The sequence below is a fragment of the Shewanella sp. MBTL60-112-B2 genome (assembly GCF_019655055.1).
Classification (GTDB): domain Bacteria; phylum Pseudomonadota; class Gammaproteobacteria; order Enterobacterales; family Shewanellaceae; genus Shewanella.
The window spans coordinates 175,106-191,069 of the sequence record NZ_BPFA01000002.1 but is presented as its reverse complement, the minus strand read 5'-3'; the positions used below and the strand labels follow the sequence as shown (position 1 = coordinate 191,069).

Annotated in this window: 12 protein-coding genes; 9 read left to right on the top strand and 3 right to left on the bottom strand. The window is 48.2% G+C overall.

Annotated features, from left to right (window positions below):
• Positions 1-21: 21 nt before the first annotated feature.
• On the bottom strand, positions 22-1,452 hold the full coding sequence (gene hldE, locus K5Q73_RS02125; RefSeq protein ID WP_220758824.1) for a bifunctional D-glycero-beta-D-manno-heptose-7-phosphate kinase/D-glycero-beta-D-manno-heptose 1-phosphate adenylyltransferase HldE: 1,431 nt from the start codon (positions 1,450-1,452) through the stop codon (positions 22-24).
• Between the two features lie 100 nt (positions 1,453-1,552).
• Between hldE and K5Q73_RS02120 the strand changes: the two genes are divergently transcribed.
• The 6 genes from K5Q73_RS02120 (at position 1,553) to K5Q73_RS02095 (ending at position 9,879) form a co-directional block, all read left to right on the top strand.
• Positions 1,553-2,479, top strand: a complete 927-nt coding sequence (locus tag K5Q73_RS02120; protein WP_220758825.1) for an LpxL/LpxP family Kdo(2)-lipid IV(A) lauroyl/palmitoleoyl acyltransferase — start codon at positions 1,553-1,555, stop codon at positions 2,477-2,479.
• 435 nt (positions 2,480-2,914) lie between these two features.
• Positions 2,915-4,495 (top strand): nitric oxide reductase transcriptional regulator NorR, encoded by a 1,581-nt coding sequence (gene norR / locus K5Q73_RS02115; RefSeq protein ID WP_220758826.1) that lies wholly within the window; start codon positions 2,915-2,917, stop codon positions 4,493-4,495.
• 131 nt (positions 4,496-4,626) lie between these two features.
• Positions 4,627-6,066 carry a pitrilysin family protein gene (locus K5Q73_RS02110; protein ID WP_220758937.1) on the top strand — a complete coding sequence of 480 codons (1,440 nt, stop codon included), beginning with the start codon at positions 4,627-4,629 and terminating at the stop codon, positions 6,064-6,066.
• Positions 6,067-6,112: 46 nt separating this feature from the next.
• Positions 6,113-7,642, top strand: a complete 1,530-nt coding sequence (locus K5Q73_RS02105; RefSeq protein WP_220758827.1) for an insulinase family protein — start codon at positions 6,113-6,115, stop codon at positions 7,640-7,642.
• Positions 7,643-8,085: 443 nt separating this feature from the next.
• Positions 8,086-9,099 carry a plasmid segregation protein ParM domain-containing protein gene (gene parM / locus K5Q73_RS02100; protein ID WP_220758828.1) on the top strand — a complete coding sequence of 338 codons (1,014 nt, stop codon included), beginning with the start codon at positions 8,086-8,088 and terminating at the stop codon, positions 9,097-9,099.
• Positions 9,100-9,108: 9 nt separating this feature from the next.
• Entirely contained in the window at positions 9,109-9,879 is a 771-nt protein-coding gene (locus tag K5Q73_RS02095) for a hypothetical protein (protein ID WP_220758829.1), read from the top strand.
• Between the two features lie 110 nt (positions 9,880-9,989).
• Here K5Q73_RS02095 and K5Q73_RS02090 read toward each other — a convergent pair whose 3' ends face one another.
• Together K5Q73_RS02090 and dsdX are read right to left on the bottom strand one after the other, a co-directional pair.
• Positions 9,990-11,312 (bottom strand): D-serine ammonia-lyase, encoded by a 1,323-nt coding sequence (locus K5Q73_RS02090; RefSeq protein WP_220758830.1) that lies wholly within the window; start codon positions 11,310-11,312, stop codon positions 9,990-9,992.
• 21 nt (positions 11,313-11,333) lie between these two features.
• Positions 11,334-12,671 carry a D-serine transporter DsdX gene (gene dsdX / locus K5Q73_RS02085; RefSeq protein WP_220758831.1) on the bottom strand — a complete coding sequence of 446 codons (1,338 nt, stop codon included), beginning with the start codon at positions 12,669-12,671 and terminating at the stop codon, positions 11,334-11,336.
• 250 nt (positions 12,672-12,921) lie between these two features.
• Between dsdX and dsdC the strand changes: the two genes are divergently transcribed.
• The 3 genes from dsdC to K5Q73_RS02070 all read left to right on the top strand — a co-directional run bounded on the left by dsdC (position 12,922) and on the right by K5Q73_RS02070 (position 15,913).
• The gene (dsdC, locus tag K5Q73_RS02080; protein ID WP_220758832.1) at positions 12,922-13,866 is read left to right on the top strand and encodes a DNA-binding transcriptional regulator DsdC; all 945 of its coding nucleotides are present in this window, start codon (positions 12,922-12,924) and stop codon (positions 13,864-13,866) included.
• 99 nt (positions 13,867-13,965) lie between these two features.
• Positions 13,966-15,330, top strand: a complete 1,365-nt coding sequence (gene zapE / locus K5Q73_RS02075) for a cell division protein ZapE (RefSeq protein WP_220758833.1) — start codon at positions 13,966-13,968, stop codon at positions 15,328-15,330.
• A 313-nt stretch (positions 15,331-15,643) separates the two neighbouring features.
• Positions 15,644-15,913, top strand: a complete 270-nt coding sequence (locus K5Q73_RS02070; protein WP_012156666.1) for a hypothetical protein — start codon at positions 15,644-15,646, stop codon at positions 15,911-15,913.
• Positions 15,914-15,964: the final 51 nt, after the last annotated feature.

The window sequence follows — 15,964 nt, the reverse complement described above, 5'->3', positions numbered from 1 at the left end:
TCACCCATGACTCATCAATGACTACTGGTTAGCCATGATGTTTTGGATAATGGCCGTGGTAGATATACCATCTTCAAAACATAAGACTTTAACTTGACCACCAGCAGCAATGACCTCTTCACCACCAGCAATATCTTCCACTTTATAATCGCCACCTTTCACCAATAAATCAGGCAATAAGCGCGAAATAATACGCTGCGGAGTATCCTCGCTAAACGGCACCACCCAATCTACAGATGCAAGCGCAGCTAATACCGTCATGCGTCTATCTTCTGTGTTAACCGGGCGACCTTCACCTTTGAGACGCTTAACTGAAGCGTCTGTATTAACCGCCACAATTAAACGATCGCCTAAGGCGCGAGCCTGCTGCAAGTAGCTCACATGGCCCGCATGCAAGATATCAAAACAACCATTGGTCATTACCACGCGTTCGCCGCGCAGTCTTGCTTGCTCAAGCGCATACGCCAATTGATCTTCACTGACCGCCCCAAAACCAGACTCACCATGATTAAGCGATAACGCTTCAATCAGCTCAAGGCGTGTCACCGTTGATGTGCCAAGTTTAGCCACAACAATGCCCGCAGCGGTGTTGGCAATCGCACAAGCTTGTGGTAATTCACTACCGGCTGCTATCGCTGTTGCTAAGGCTGAAATCACCGTGTCACCGGCGCCAGTCACATCGTAAACCTCACGGGCAACGGTAGGAATATGCAGTTCTGGCTGATCTTTGGTGATTAGGGTCATGCCCTTTTCAGAGCGAGTCACTAGCATGGCTGTCAGGTCAAAGTCTTGTAACAGACCTTGTGCCTTAGCCACTAAGTCGGCTTCAGACTCCACCTTACCCACGACCATTTCAAATTCGCTCATATTTGGCGTAAGTAGGTACGCGCCGCGATACTTTGAAAAGTCGCTACCCTTAGGATCTACTAGCACCTTCACGCCTTTAGCATTAGCTGCTTCAATAAAGCTTTGTGGAGAAATTAATGCGCCTTTAGCGTAATCAGACAACACCGCCACATCGACATTATCGAGTTCAGGTAAGGTTTGTGCTAATAGCGCATCACTCTCGGCTTGTGAGTAGCTCTCTTCAAAGTCGAGTCTTAATAATTGCTGATTGCGAGACATAACGCGTAGCTTAGTGATGGTTGGCTTACCGGCCACCTTGTGCCAGTTAGGCTCAACACCTAAGGCACGTACACCCACACTCAAGGCATCGGCAGTTTCATCTTCGCCAACAATACCCGCAAGGCTTGCGCTGCCACCAAGAGTCGCGATATTTATCGCCACGTTCGCCGCGCCGCCGGGTCTGTCTTCACGTTGTTCAACTTTAACAACCGGTACAGGCGCTTCTGGTGAGATCCGCGCTGTAGGCCCCGCCCAATAGCGATCTAACATCACGTCACCGACAACGAGAACCTTGGCTTTTTCAAATGCTGGCAGAGAAATCTTCATAACGCCTATATCTATCACAAAATTTAATTCTGATTGTACCTAATTTTAATCGCTTTTGAGTTAGAATAATGAGTAATTTTTCATTGGATCCGAGAATTACGTGGTAGAAAAAGCTCAATTTTCATCTCACCTTTATCATCCCAAGTATTGGCTCTTATGGTTAGGCGTGGGTTTTATGCGGTTAACTCAACTGTTACCACTGCGAGTCCAGATGAAGATGGGCGCCGCGCTTGGTCGTTTAGGCATGAAGCTAGTAGGCAAACGAGTTAAAACCGCCAGACGTAATCTAGAGCTTTGTTTCCCCGATATGTCTGACAGTGATATGCAGCAGCTCGTCACTGAGAACTTTGAGCAAACCGGTAAAGCCGTCTTCGACACTGCCAACGCCTGGTGGTGGTCTGATGAAAAAATTCAGCAGCACATGAGCATAAAAGGTAAAGAGTATGTTGAGCAGACTCTAGAGAGTGGCCAAGGTGTGATTTTGTTTGCGGTGCACTGTTTGCCCCTTGAGATGGGCGCCCGAATTTTCGGACAATTCCAACCCGGTGTTGGAGTGTATCGCCCCCACAATAATCCCGTGATGGAATACCTACAGGTTAAAGGTCGCCTACGTTCAAACAAGGCCTTAGTACCAAAACGCGATCTACGCCAGATGGTACGCAGCCTGCGTGAACCTAATGTGATTTGGTACACCGCCGACCAAGACTTTGGCCGCTCAAGCGCCACCTTCATCCCCTTCTTTAATGTCCCCGAAGCCGCGACCATCACCGGCGCCACTACCCTCGCTAAGTTAGGCAAAGCCAAAGTGTTACCTTTCTTCGTTGAACGTAATAGTGATGACACCGGCTACAATATCGAGATCCAACCGGCTTTGGACAACTTCCCTGGCGAGAATGAGATTGAAGACGCTAAGCGGGGCAATAAGATTATCGAATCGATTATTAGCCGAAATATGTCGCAGTATATGTGGTTACATAGACGGTTTAAGACACGGCCTAATAAGGGTGATGCTTCGTTGTATAAGTAAGTTCTAGGCTCGAGTACTAGCTGGTTCTAGGTTCTAGGTTCTAGGTTCTAGGTTCTAGGTTCTAGGTTCTAGCAAAGCTAAAGGTATCAGGCTGCGCCTGACTAGGGTCGTGAGCTTCCAGCTCACGACCTTTTATCAAACGTAGTTTGATTAGCTATAACTGCGGGCGAAGCGCCGCGATGTTAATTGTTAGACGCAGTCTAACTTGAAGCTCAAACGTAGTTTGATTCGTCACCAGCCATAGATGCAATCTAACTCCCCCACTTGAGTCAAAGTGTAAAATTGACATTAATCCCTGCGAGTTAAATACTGTTAAAAAGACACACCAGAGTAACCTAGGCTGCTCCTCTAACCAGCAACGCGGATCCGCAATGAGGATCCGCAACTAGAACACTCATCCAAGGTTAACGAACTAACCTGAAAATTGGAGCGCCAATGTCACTGAGCCAAAGCGACCTTACCCGTATTGCACTGGATATCACCTCTGGATTGTCGGATCACGACAGATTCTCAAGGCTGCTCGATACCGTCAGACAAACCTTGCACTGTGACGCTGCGGCACTATTACAATTTAGCGGTAAGCAGTTTACCCCGCTGGCCATTAATGGCCTCAGCCCCGACGTGCTGGGTAGGCGCTTTATTCTGTCTGAGCACCCTCGTCTTGAAGCCATTGCTCGCGCCGGTGATGTGGTGCGCTTTCCAGCCGACAGCGAACTACCCGACCCTTACGATGGTTTAATCCCGCATCAGGAAGACCATTTGGTGGTTCATGCCTGCATTGGCTTGCCTTTGGTCGCCGACGGAGCGCTTATCGGCGCGGTTACTATCGATGGTTTCGACCCTGACCAATTCAACGACTTTAGCGATAAAGAGCTACGCACTCTGAGCGCTATCGCTTCGGCGTCACTCAATAATGCCCTGCTAATCGAGAAACTCGAAAAGCAGGCGGTACAGTCGCAGGAGACGTCAACTTTTAATCACAGCAGCGATAGTGAAGTTGAAATTATTGGTCAATCGCCTGCCATGCAAGCGATGCAAAATGAGCTTAAAGTCGTGGCCAGTACCGATCTAAACGTTTTAATTTTAGGTGATACCGGAACCGGTAAGGAGCTGGTTGCTAAGTCTATCCACCAGCGCTCTCCTCGGGCAAACAAACCACTGGTGTATTTAAACTGCGCCGCTCTGCCCGAGTCTGTAGCCGAAAGTGAACTGTTTGGTCATGTAAAAGGGGCCTTTACCGGTGCAATTAGCCACCGTAGCGGTAAATTTGAAATTGCCGATAACGGTACGCTATTTTTAGATGAAATTGGCGAACTGCCTTTGTCACTGCAATCTAAATTGCTACGAGTTTTACAATATGGCGACTTACAAAAAGTCGGCTCTGATAAAAGCTTAAAAGTCGATGTACGCATTATTGCTGCCACCAATAAAGACCTCAAACAAGAAGTACTCGCCGGACGCTTTAGAGCCGATTTGTATCACCGCTTAAGCGTATTTCCCATCATAGTGCCACCGCTAAACGAGCGGCAGGGAGACGTGATTTTATTAAGCGGCTTCTTTGTTGAGCGCAGCAGAGAAAAGTTAGGTTTAAAAAGCCTAAGCTTGAGCCCTGATAGCATTAACCTATTAAATACTTACAACTGGCCGGGCAATGTGCGAGAACTCGAACATGTACTGCGCCGTGCGGCGGTCTTATCAAGAGCTCAGTATCAGTCCGATACCCCGGTAATCACTCCGCAGCATTTTGATCTACATAGGCAAGACTCACTACAGCTTGAAAGCACGTCTAACATCGCAACAAAAATCGGCCATAGTCAGGTGGTTAATCATAGTCAAAACCAATCCAAGAGCCATATCAACAGCCAAACTCTTAAGCAAGCGACCGAAAACTTTCAGGCGCAATATATTCGCCAAGCGTTAGCCGCTAACGGTAATAACTGGGCAGCCACGGCAAGGGCGCTCGACCTCGACTCTGGCAATCTGCATCGGCTCGCCAAGCGCATAGGACTCAAGTGATCCAATACTTAACGACTATAGAAGGCTACGAATTAAGCTGATATAAGTTAACTTGTTTATTCTCGCTATATGCCGTTAAAAGGAATTAATACTCAGTGAAGCGATTCATCACCCACGGCACCACTCGCCATATGGCCAGTTACCTAACAGCTCTTGCAGCGTTATCAACGCTGACTCTTGCTTTGCCCGTCTATGCACAAACGATGACGGGTCTTCGCAGCTGTCAGCTTGAGCCCCTTGCTAAACCACTTTTCGAGGTTGAGCAGAGAATTCAGTATCGCCAGCTCGATAACGGCTTACAAGTTCGCACCTTAGCACTAGCAGACACTCAAGCCGTGTCTATTGCCAGCCAGTTTGATGTGGGATCGCGCAACGAAGTGGCTGGGCAAACCGGTTACGCGCATCTATTTGAACATATGCTGTTTAAAGGCAGCGAGCATGCACCGGGTGACAGCTATACCCAGACGATGAGCGCCTTAAGCGGCCAGTTTAATGCCAGCACCTTTTTTGATTTTACTAATTATTACTTAACCATTCCCTCACAGGCACTCGAACTGAGTTTATGGCTGGAGGCTGACCGCTTTCGTTATCCAACGCTCAATCAAACCACGGTGAAAAATCAGCAAGGTGCAGTGCTTGAAGAGATGGCCACCAGCATAGATAACCAACCCTATGTGCGCAGCGCAATGGAGTTTTTACTGGCTCAGGTTGAGGGTACGCCCTATGGCCATGCGGTAATTGGCAGTGTTGACGATGTCAAAGCGGCTACCCCTGAGAGCCTAAATGCGTTTCATCAACGCTATTACCGCCCCGATGCCATGCAGCTCAGCCTAGTGGGCGATATTCCTGTGCAAACTCAGGACTGGATAGATAGCCAATTTGGCGACTGGCAAGCACCAGAGTTTGAGCTGACTCAACTCAATGACCTTAAGATTACGCCAAAGCCCGTTCATGGCGAAATCATTGATGAGCGTGGCCCTTGGCCTGCAGTATTACTCGCCTGGCATACTGCCGGCCGAGGCTCTGTTGACGCCGCGGGGCTCTCGTTATTAGAGGCCTATTTATTTCAGAACAAGAGCAGCCTAATTCAAGGCACCGGCCTTAATGATCCCGACCAACTGTTAAGTTACTCAATTCCGTTAACCATGACCCACCACGGCATGACTAACTTAGTTCTGGTACCGCGAGCCCGCACTTCGCTTGATAAGCTCAGCGAAAATGTCGAGTCGCTGATAGCCTCTGTCGCCGCGCAGCCCCTAACAAATGAGCAGCTTTGCCAGTTAAAGCAAATTTGGCTCAATAAGGCACTATCCGGTTTAGACTCACCGTCACGGTTAGCGAGAAACCTCTCGGCAACTCAGCCCCAAGATAGACTCCAGCCGCTGACAGGTCCATGGCAACGAATTGATGCCGTTAGCGCTAAAGAGCTGCAAGCCATCGCCCAAAGGTACTTTATTGGCAATACAGTGCGTCTTGATCTCTTGCCCCCTTGGTATATTCGCGCCACTAAATCAATTCTTGAATTCTTACCAAAGGATATGTCTGACAGCCTTGAAGAGAGCGTAATGTGATGCCTAATTTAATGCCTCAGATAATAACGCTACTGATGGAACGTCCATGAAACCCCTGATAAAACTCAGTTCATATACACTCACAGCAGGCATTCTTGCGAGTGCTCTTGGTTGTCAGCAGACCCATATCGAATTTACCCCCATTGCAGAACCAAGCCTGCCAGTATTCGATCCGTTACAAGGCGCACCCGAGATCCCGGCGTTAAAGATAAAGTCGAGCCAAGCTTTAAGCTTCACCGCTTTAAGCCCCGAGCTTAAGCTTTACCCACTTAACGACACGCTTTCGACACTCGATCACTTGTCTTTGGTGGCTTTTAGCTCGACGCCAATGGCCAACCTAGACGTATTAGTCGCAGCCTTTAAGGAGAAAAGAGGCTGGCTGGTACAGCAATCTGAGTTAGCCTGCGCCGAAAGCCTCGGCATTCGACCAAGCATGCACAGTTTGACCCTTAGTATCGACTGCCCAGATTCCCCAGCCCTTGCCAGCGACCTGCTGATGCAATTTTGGCAGGCCAATAGCTTTACAGAAGATAAAGCCGGCAGCTTTGATGAAATAGATATAGCTAACGTGCGGCGCCAGCTCAAACTGGCCAAGCATATCAACGCATATAGCGGCGCTGAAATCGATGATGTGTGGGCCAAGAAAATCCTTGGTGAGCAGCATGTTTATAATCAAGCGCTCAATGATAAAGCCCTGGCCGATGAACTAGATCTAGCCAGACTTAACCAAGTTAGAGACCAGATTTTTGCCCAGTCTAATTGGGCGCTATTAACCAATGCTAGCCTTGGACAAGACAAGCAGTTTACCTCGGCGGTGACAAAGCAATTTGAATCACTAATGTCTTCTAAGGCAGAGTTCGAAATCTCAGACGCTGACTCTGCAACAAGTTCAAAAAATAGTACCGACTCACTGACGAATTACAGCCCTGCGATTGCCCCGAGCAATGCAAACAAGACGCTGTTTGTTATCGATGCCCCCGGCAGCGTACAAACACAAGTGCGTATCGGCTATCCACTGGATGCCAGTGATAAAAGCATTGATAGCGTTCAAGACTGTAAACTACTGGCCAGCTGGCTGGGGCGCAGTTTCTCTGGGCGCTTATATTACGATTTACGCGAAGTGCGTGGCTTAACTTACGGGATCTATGGGCGCTGTTTCGACAACCCGTTATCCCGTACTCTTAAATTTTATGGCAGCACTAAGCTTGAGCACTCTGGCGCCTTTATTCGCGGTGTGATCGACCATTTAACGCTAACAACGGGTTCGGCAGCATCGATAGATGAACTCTCGGCGTTAAAAACCTATCTCACCAGTCAACAGATGTTGCGCCAAGCAAACTTTCGCGCCGTCGAGGCCGATACTATTAAGCAGCTTATCCGCGGTGTTTCAACTGAGCAGCAGCGGGCTCAAAATCTGCGACTCAACAACTTAACTCCTGAGCAATTACAACAGATTGCCAGCTCAGTCTTTAGTCATACTCCCTATATAGTGATCCGTGGCGACGCAGATAAAATAGCTATCGACATTAAAAACAAGCTGCCCGATTGGCATATAGTTGAAGCCGTAGCTGACTAGCTGTCAGTTGCTGCGCTTTTATGCTGCAACTGATGGCTAATCAGCCGTAAAGCTCAGCTTTTATACCAATCAGTATAAACATTTAGTCACTCAGCGAGAGTTTAGCGGTTTTGAGGCAAGGCAACGAGTAAAGGGCATAGTTGTTCTACGTTCAAGCTCGTTAACACAGCATCAGAATCGCTAAAACTCGCCATTCTGGAGCGTTTTTGGCTGCCTACTTCTGCGTTGATTAGCTTTGTAAGGGAATAACCATTATTGCAGCTATTCGCCTTGAATTAGTTTGCCAAAAATAGCTCTGAGTAGATCAAATTCTTATACTGATTGGTATTATCCAGCCAGAGACGCCTATCCATTTAAATACAATAAATAGCAAAATAGATTTCAGTTCTTGGTAAACCCGGTCGCCCTAACATGCAAAATTGGGTTTATTTATAGGAACACTCATGCATTCAAGCATCATGAAATTCGCCATCGACGATGGCTCGACCAACGTTAAAATCAGCTGGCTAGAGAACGGCCAAGTGCGTAGCGTGACCTCACCCAACTCATTTCGTAAAGACTGGAAAAGCGCCGCTTTGCTTAATGACCGCAAGGTATTTAACTACCAAGTTGCATCGACTAAATATACCTACGACGCCACATCAGATAAGGCATTATCGACGACTCATGTTGCCTTTCAATATGACGATTTGAACCTACTTTCTGTGCACCACGCACTACTGCAAACGGGCGTTAAACCTTGCCCGGTGAGCATTCTGGTTACCCTGCCAATCACTGAGTATTACCAAGCCGACGATTGCCAGAAAAACGAAGAAAATATCGCCCGTAAAAAAGCTAACTTAATGCGAGAAATCACCCTTAACAAGGGCGAGCTATTCACAATCGTTGATGTTGAAGTACTGCCTGAAAGCTTACCTGCAGTGTTGACCACCTTAATGGATTCTGGCGTGAATGAGTTCACTAAGTCTTTGGTTATCGACTGCGGCGGTACCACACTCGACATGGGCGTGATTGTCGGTGAGTTCGACGATGTGTCTGCTGTGTATGGCAATGCCGAGATTGGCGTGTCTATGGTCACTAACGCAGCCCGAAAAGCCTTATCGGCTGCCGACAGTGATGCTAGCTATTTAGTGGCTAACGAGCTGATTAAGCGTCGCCATAACCGTGAGTTCGTTGAAGAAGTGATCAACGATATCAGCAAGGTAGACTGGGTACTTGAGCGTATCGAAAATAAGATCACCGAGCTTGGCGCCGCAGTTGCGTACGAAGCCAAGACCTTTACCCGCAACCCTAACCGCATCTACTTAGTGGGTGGTGGTGCCATGCTAATTGAAACTGCCATTCGTGAAGCTTACCCGTCATTGGGTGAAAAAATCGTCATGATAAAAGAGCCTCAAGAGGCACTTTCACGTGAGATCTGTTGCTACCACGCAGCAGAACCTAGCGACGCGGCTTAAGAGGTAGTTATGCGCATTCGATTCAATGTGGGCCTAGAGCCTGAGCTGTTCGACTCCCACAGCTACGCCATTAAATGCCTAAGGCTTTGGCAGCAAGAGGAAAAATCGCGCAATGATGAGACCGATACTGTGCTACAGCGGCGTATTCAGTTTCATCGAGACCTGTATCTGTCGGGTTTATTTTTGCATGAATTGGCGCCACAGTTGCCGTCTATGCTTACGCAAACCTTGCTGCAAGATAAAGTGAACAGCCAAACCTTGGCCTACCAAATCAAATCAGCGGGCTTGAGTTTGGAGCCTGCTACTGAGAATGGCCTTTCAGAGCAGCAGTGGCAAAAACTCAGCTCTATGCTTGAGACCGCCAGTTTAGCTAACTCGCAAAGCGAACTGGCTAACTTAACTGCCATTGAGCAGCAGCTAGCCCAGTTACAACAGCTTATGCTTGAAGGGCAAGAACAGCTAAGCTCAGTGCTTACGCATTCAGCTACCAACCAAGCAGAGGCTCGTAATAAAGGGGCTCGTAATAAAGAGAAAAGTCAAACAGAAGTCAGCTCTGAAACAGTGCAGCAACAGCCAGACTTTAGCGCCCAGCTGAGTCAACTTAAGCAGGGCCAAGAAAAGCTAATGGCGCAGATGAAAAGCTTATCGAGCCAATTAGCCCAAGTCTCCGGTACTAGCCTTGCTAATCACTCTGCCAATGACGCCTCTAACCAAGAAACTCCCAGCTTAGAGACGCAACTTGAGCGAGCCAGACGGGTAAAATCTAAAGGACTGTGGTAATCCTCTGACTACTAGACTTTTTGCACTAGAGCGGTTTTAAAAACAAAAAATCCACCCTATTAGGGTGGATTTTTTTGGCTTACTCGATACGGGTTTTCGAAGTAAAAAGTTTAGCTAGCCGATTGCGCCAAATATTTCGCCATCTCAACTGCTGGCACCATTCCGCCACCTGTCGCCCACACTAGGTGAGTCGCATTGCTCATCATCTCAGGGGTTAGCCCCATACGTACTTGATACTCGCTATCGCTGCTCACACGAAGTGCGCCCGGCATACCCGCAAGTGCTGACGGCTCAAGCTCAATACCTTCACTCTGGGCTAATAAACCAAGTAGATCATACATGTGCTGGTCGCTTAACGTGTAGTAACCATCTAGCATACGCTCCATGGCACGGCCAACAAAACCAGAGGCGCGGCCTACCGCTAAGCCATCTGCTGCGGTGACGTTATCGATACCTAAGTCCTGTACGGCAATTTCGTCATGCAGACCTGTGTGCACACCCAGCAACATACAAGGAGAATGTGTCGGCTCGGCAAAGAAGCAGTGAACGTTATCACCAAACGCTAACTTAAGACCAAATGCCACACCACCAGGGCCGCCGCCCACACCGCAAGGCAAGTAAACAAACAGAGGGTGCTCGCTATCAACCTTGATATCGGCTGCGTCAAACTGTGCTTTTAAGCGCTCACCGGCAACCGAGTAACCTAAAAATAGCGTGCGCGAGTTTTCATCGTCGATAAAGAAACAGTTAGCATCCGACTCTGCCGCTTTACGACCTTGCTCAACTGCAACACCGTAATCTTGCTCATATTCATGTACCGATACGCCATGGCTACGTAGCTTGTCTTTCTTCCATTGGCGAGCATCTGCCGACATATGCACACTCACTTTAAAGCCGAGTTTAGCGCTCATAATGCCGATAGACATGCCTAAGTTTCCGGTCGAGCCTACCGCGATGCTGTAACCATTAAAGAAGTTACGCATCTCTTCAGTAAACAGCATTTGATAGTCGTCAGACTCTTTAAGCTTACCCGCTGCAATTGCCAGTTTCTCAGCGTGGGTCAGCACTTCATAAATGCCGCCGCGCGCCTTGATAGAACCAGATATTGGCAGATGGCTGTCTTTTTTAAGCATCAGCTTACCAGCAATATTTTGGCCGTATTTGGCTTCTAGCGCCTGCTTCATCTGTGGGATCTCAACCACTTCTGACTCAATAATACCGTTAGATGCAGCAGTCTCTGGGAAGGCTAACGCTAGGTAAGGAGCAAAGCGCTGCAAACGCGCGCTGGCATCGGCCACATCAGTACTATCTAGACCAACATAAGGTAGCGCTTCGGCTATGTTGGTTGCCTTGGTTTCAAACCAGCTAACTTCTTCAAGCTTGATAAGCTGAGCCAGCAAAGGGAAGTCGTTTATCAGTTGCTTAGTGTTCATAGTTTCAGTTCCCCTTTAGGATTAAATAACATAAGAAAGTGCAAATGTCGCAGCCAGTGCCACAAGCGAGGCGATAAAGGTGGCTGTGGTGTAATACATAAATGTTTGTTTCATAGTAGCGCCGGTGTACTGCTTAACCAGCCAGAACAAAGAGTCGGTAACTATGGTGCAGCCGATAGCGCCAGAGCCGATAGCTAAGGTGACGATAACTGGATTCAAGTCTGGATAAAGCACTAATAATGGCGACACAATGGCAGTTGCGCCCATCATAGCAACGGTTGCTGAACCTACCGCAGCATGCAAAATAATCGCCACTAACCAGGCCAGTAGCACTGGGTGCATATCAAGATTCGCCAGAATTTGCGCCAAACTGTCGCCCATGCCGCTGCCACTTAATACGCCGTTAAACGCGCCGCCGGCACCAATAATTAGCAAGATATTGGCGATAGAGGCAAAGCAGTCTTCAGTTTTAGTCAGCAAGGTGCCCATGGTCATCTTGTTGCGCAGGCCCAGTAGGTAATACGCCACGAACGCAGCGATAAACATCGCGGTGATTGGGTTACCAACAAATTCTAGCGTGGTGTACAGCGCACTGCCCGGCTCCATATACAGCTCGGCCACGGTTTTAACCAACATTAAAATGATTGGCAAAAGGATGGTGAACAGTGTTGTGCCAAGTGATGGCAACTCGCTCTCTTCGCGGGTCGAAACCTCACTAAACTCAGCAGGTACAGCAAGGTGCGGCAGCTTATCACCAAACAGTTTAAGGAATAGCGGACCGCCAATTAGTGAGGCAAGTAGACCGATTAACAGACCCCAGATGATGACTGAACCCACATCGGCGCCTAGGGCATTAGTCACAAACAATGCAGCAGGGTGCGGCGGCACGATACAGTGCACTGCCATCAAGGCGGTACATAGCGGAATGGCAAGCTTCAGCAAGGATGTGTTGGTCTTACGAGCGATAGAGAAAGCCAGCGGAATGAGCAGTACTACGCCCACTTCAACGAACAAGGTGATACCGCATATTAAACCCACCAGCACCATGATCACATCAGGGCTTAGGTAGCGCGACTTTAGCAAGGTGATACCAATGCGCTCTGCAGCGCCGGAGATCTCCATCATCTTACCTAAGATGGTGCCCAGACCGATAACGATAGCTAAGAAACCTAAGGTTCCACCAATGCCAGACTCCATCGCCTTGATCATTTCAAGTGGTGCCATGCCCATCATGCCGCCCACAAAGAAGCTGGCTAACAGTAGCGCTAGAAAAGGGTGCAACTTGAACTTTACGATACTGACAACAATCAACAAGATGCTGCTAAGTAAAGTTCCGATAATCCACAGTTGTGATTCCATTGTATTTCTCTATTGGTTAAAAGGAGCTAAAGGAATTAAAAAGGAGTAAAAAGTGGCGCTATTAAAGCCAATCAATGAAATACTGACAAAAGATATAAATCGCCGTTCGCTTGAGCCAGATAGTGGCAACAGGCGTTCAGCCGTCACAAAAGCGCCCCTTACATGACGTAAGTTGCAACTGCGTTGATATAATCGGCGCTAAAAAGCACTTTAGGGTAAAATTCTCACATCAAAATTTGAGAAGTTAGTCATGTATTCCCAGCAAGATATGTTCAGCCGCAACCGTTTACTCAGTAGCTATCAACTGGCAAAACTGCATACCTTTGACGTGGTTGCCCGCCACCAATCCTTCTCCCTCGCCGCCGAGGAGTTGTGTGTCAGTCCTTCAGCCGTAAGCCATAGAATTACCGCACTGGAGAGTGAACTAGGCTTTAAGCTATTTGCTCGATTTCACCGCAGAATAGAACTAACAGAAGATGGCAAGCGTCTGTTTTCAAAATTGAAAGACAGCTTGAAGAGTCTAAATCAGGAAGTATTCGAGATTAAAAACCAAGAGGTGTCAGGCAAACTGACTATCTACTCTCGCCCTTCTATCGCCCAATGTTGGTTGGTGCCTAAGATTGCCGACTTCAGTCGCCAGTACCCGGCGATTTCGATTAATATTTTGACCGGCAATGAAAATGTCAATTTCAACAGCTTTCATATCGACTTAGCCATCTACTACGACAATCGCCCTCGCAGTAAATTGTTTTGTCAGCACTTGATGGATGAAACCATCATGCCTGTGTGTAGCCCAGAATATGCGGCGGAGCACGATCTTATCGGCAAACCTGAGCACCTGAGCCGCTGCACCTTGCTGCACGACAACCAAGCTTGGGAGTATGACTCTGACTGTGATGAATGGAAGTATTGGGCCGATACCCAAGGACTCAGCATCGATGATAAACGCTCAATCGGTTTTGACCGCTCAGACTTAGCCGTGATTGCCGCCATGAATCATGCGGGCATTGCCATGGGACGCGGCCAACTGGTAAGCAAACGCATCGTACGAGGTGAACTTATCGCTCCGTTTGCTGGGCAACAAGTTAACTGCGAGCAAACCTATTATGTGGCTTCCCATGATAAAGAGCTTAACCCCAAGGCTAAGCTGTTTGTGGATTGGCTGAAGCAACAAGCAAAACACAACGGCCTTTAACTAGTGAAAACGATTAAATTTACTCACATTGGATGATCCCCAATAGATGAGCTTGAGCTGATATAATCGCGTCATATCCAAAGCCAGTAATGGAGTGTTATGACCCGCCAAGCAGCGAATCTATTAAGCCGCCCCTCGCAATTAACTGCCAGCGACGCTGATGCCAATGCTGATGCTGATGCCAGTACTGATGTTACTGTTAGTGCTGAATGCAGCGGGCCCCTAGCGCGCTATCAAGAGCAGATCGAGCGGCAACAGATTATCGACGATGGCGCGCAGCATCAAGCCATAGCAGCGCTGGAGCGATTACATCAGCAGCTAATTCAAGAGCCTAAAACGCTTCGAGTCAGTGATGATGCCAATCTTGTGTGTCAGGGTCTCTATATGTGGGGCGATGTCGGCCGTGGTAAAACCTACTTGATGGATCTGTTTTATCAATGCCTTGAAAGTGAATCTAGCGTGCCCACACTTAGGCTGCACTTTCATCGCTTTATGGCGCGTATTCATAAAGAGCTTATCGGCGAGTCGGGTAAGCGCGATCCTCTCAAGCGCATTGCCAAGCGGGTGGCACTGGAATGCCGCGTACTGTGTTTCGATGAGTTTTTTGTCAGCGATATCGGCGATGCGATGATTTTAGCTAAGCTATTTGAAGCGCTATTTGAGCAGGGCATTATCTTAGTCGCCACCTCAAACATTCCTATCGATGAGCTGTATAAAAACGGCCTACAGCGCCAGCGCTTCTTGCCGACTATCGACCTGCTTAATCGTTATACTCAAGAGCTGCATTTAAGCGGCGAGCAAGACCATCGCTTGCAACAATCCACACATTCAAATACAGCGACAAAGCCGCGCTACTTTGTAGACTTATCTAATGACAGCGCTAACGATTCAAATGACAAGCTAGTGCTAGCGCAGTTTGAGCAGTTTTTTAGTCGATGCTCACAAGCCGAGGCTGCAGCATCAATTGACGCGCCGCTATTAATCCATGGCCGCATAATCGACACCATTAAATACAATCAAGATGTAGCCTGGTTTGAGTTCGACGCCCTGTGTGACGGCCCACGTTCGCAGCTCGATTATATCGAAATAGCCAGCCGCTTTAACACGGTTATACTCACCCAAGTGCCCGTATTAGGCGGCGAGCCCCGCAGCTGGATTAGAGCCCGCGGCACCGAAGATGGCGCGCACTCACTTGAGAGCGCCACGTCAGAAACTGCGGCGATGGAGAATGCAGCTTTTGAAACTGCTGCTTTTAATACAGGGAATAGGCAACTGTCTTACGCGGTGAGTGACGATCCCGCAAGGCGCTTTATCAGCTTAGTGGATGAGTTATATGACCAAGGAGTTGAGTTATACATTCAAGCTCATGTGCCTATGGATGAACTCTACAGCGGCGGCGCGTTAAGCTTTGAGTTCAGGCGAACCTTGAGTCGCCTGACTCAGATGCAGAGTTTGCAATATTGAAGACTCAATAACGGGAGGCAACGGGTATGCGATGCCATTCATCGCCCCAGAGGATCCCACCATCAGTGGTTCCAATGACCTGCGGTCAGCATATGTGCAGACACTGCCGAGGCTCGCTTTTCGTCGTCCATGACCGCTCTAAGGTGGCGTCCTTGCCACCAAAGGCCCCAGCTTTATCTACACTAAGTTAGAAAAGCGTACTCCTCCCAATTATGCCGCTAAAGTCAGAATGCTCGACAAATTTGAGATCAAATCTATTGCTTGCAATAAGCTTGCGGCATAATGGCGCCAATTACATTACAGAGTCGTAAAAATGGATAACCAGCAAGACAGCTACATGACTGAAGAAACCCTTATTGAAACAGTCGAAAATCAAATCGCCGATGGCGAACCGAAAAAAGTCAAAGAAACCTTAATGCGTTTAGTAATGACTGGCACGCCACGCGAAGAAGCGATTCAATGGATGGCATGCGCGCTAGCTATCGAAGTCAGCGATGTAATGCTAAATGGCGCGTCGTTTAACGAAAAGCGTTACAACCAGCACTTAGATGCCATGCCAAATCTAGACTGGATGGAAGACTGATATTAACGCCACTAACACCCGTTTACCTCGGCTGTTAATTGGCGCTACAGC

Excerpts from the sequence above, each read along its gene's own strand:
- norR (WP_220758826.1), top strand. The coding sequence starts at position 2,915 with ATGTCACTGAGCCAAAGCGACCTTACCCGTATTGCACTGGATATCACC.
- K5Q73_RS02095 (WP_220758829.1), top strand. The coding sequence starts at position 9,109 with ATGCGCATTCGATTCAATGTGGGCCTAGAGCCTGAGCTGTTCGACTCC.
- K5Q73_RS02105 (WP_220758827.1), top strand. The coding sequence starts at position 6,113 with ATGAAACCCCTGATAAAACTCAGTTCATATACACTCACAGCAGGCATT.
- K5Q73_RS02070 (WP_012156666.1), top strand. The coding sequence starts at position 15,644 with ATGGATAACCAGCAAGACAGCTACATGACTGAAGAAACCCTTATTGAA.
- dsdC (WP_220758832.1), top strand. The coding sequence starts at position 12,922 with ATGTATTCCCAGCAAGATATGTTCAGCCGCAACCGTTTACTCAGTAGC.
- K5Q73_RS02110 (WP_220758937.1), top strand. The coding sequence starts at position 4,627 with ATGGCCAGTTACCTAACAGCTCTTGCAGCGTTATCAACGCTGACTCTT.
- zapE (WP_220758833.1), top strand. The coding sequence starts at position 13,966 with ATGACCCGCCAAGCAGCGAATCTATTAAGCCGCCCCTCGCAATTAACT.
- dsdX (WP_220758831.1), bottom strand. The coding sequence starts at position 12,671 with ATGGAATCACAACTGTGGATTATCGGAACTTTACTTAGCAGCATCTTG.
- hldE (WP_220758824.1), bottom strand. The coding sequence starts at position 1,452 with ATGAAGATTTCTCTGCCAGCATTTGAAAAAGCCAAGGTTCTCGTTGTC.
- parM (WP_220758828.1), top strand. The coding sequence starts at position 8,086 with ATGCATTCAAGCATCATGAAATTCGCCATCGACGATGGCTCGACCAAC.
- K5Q73_RS02090 (WP_220758830.1), bottom strand. The coding sequence starts at position 11,312 with ATGAACACTAAGCAACTGATAAACGACTTCCCTTTGCTGGCTCAGCTT.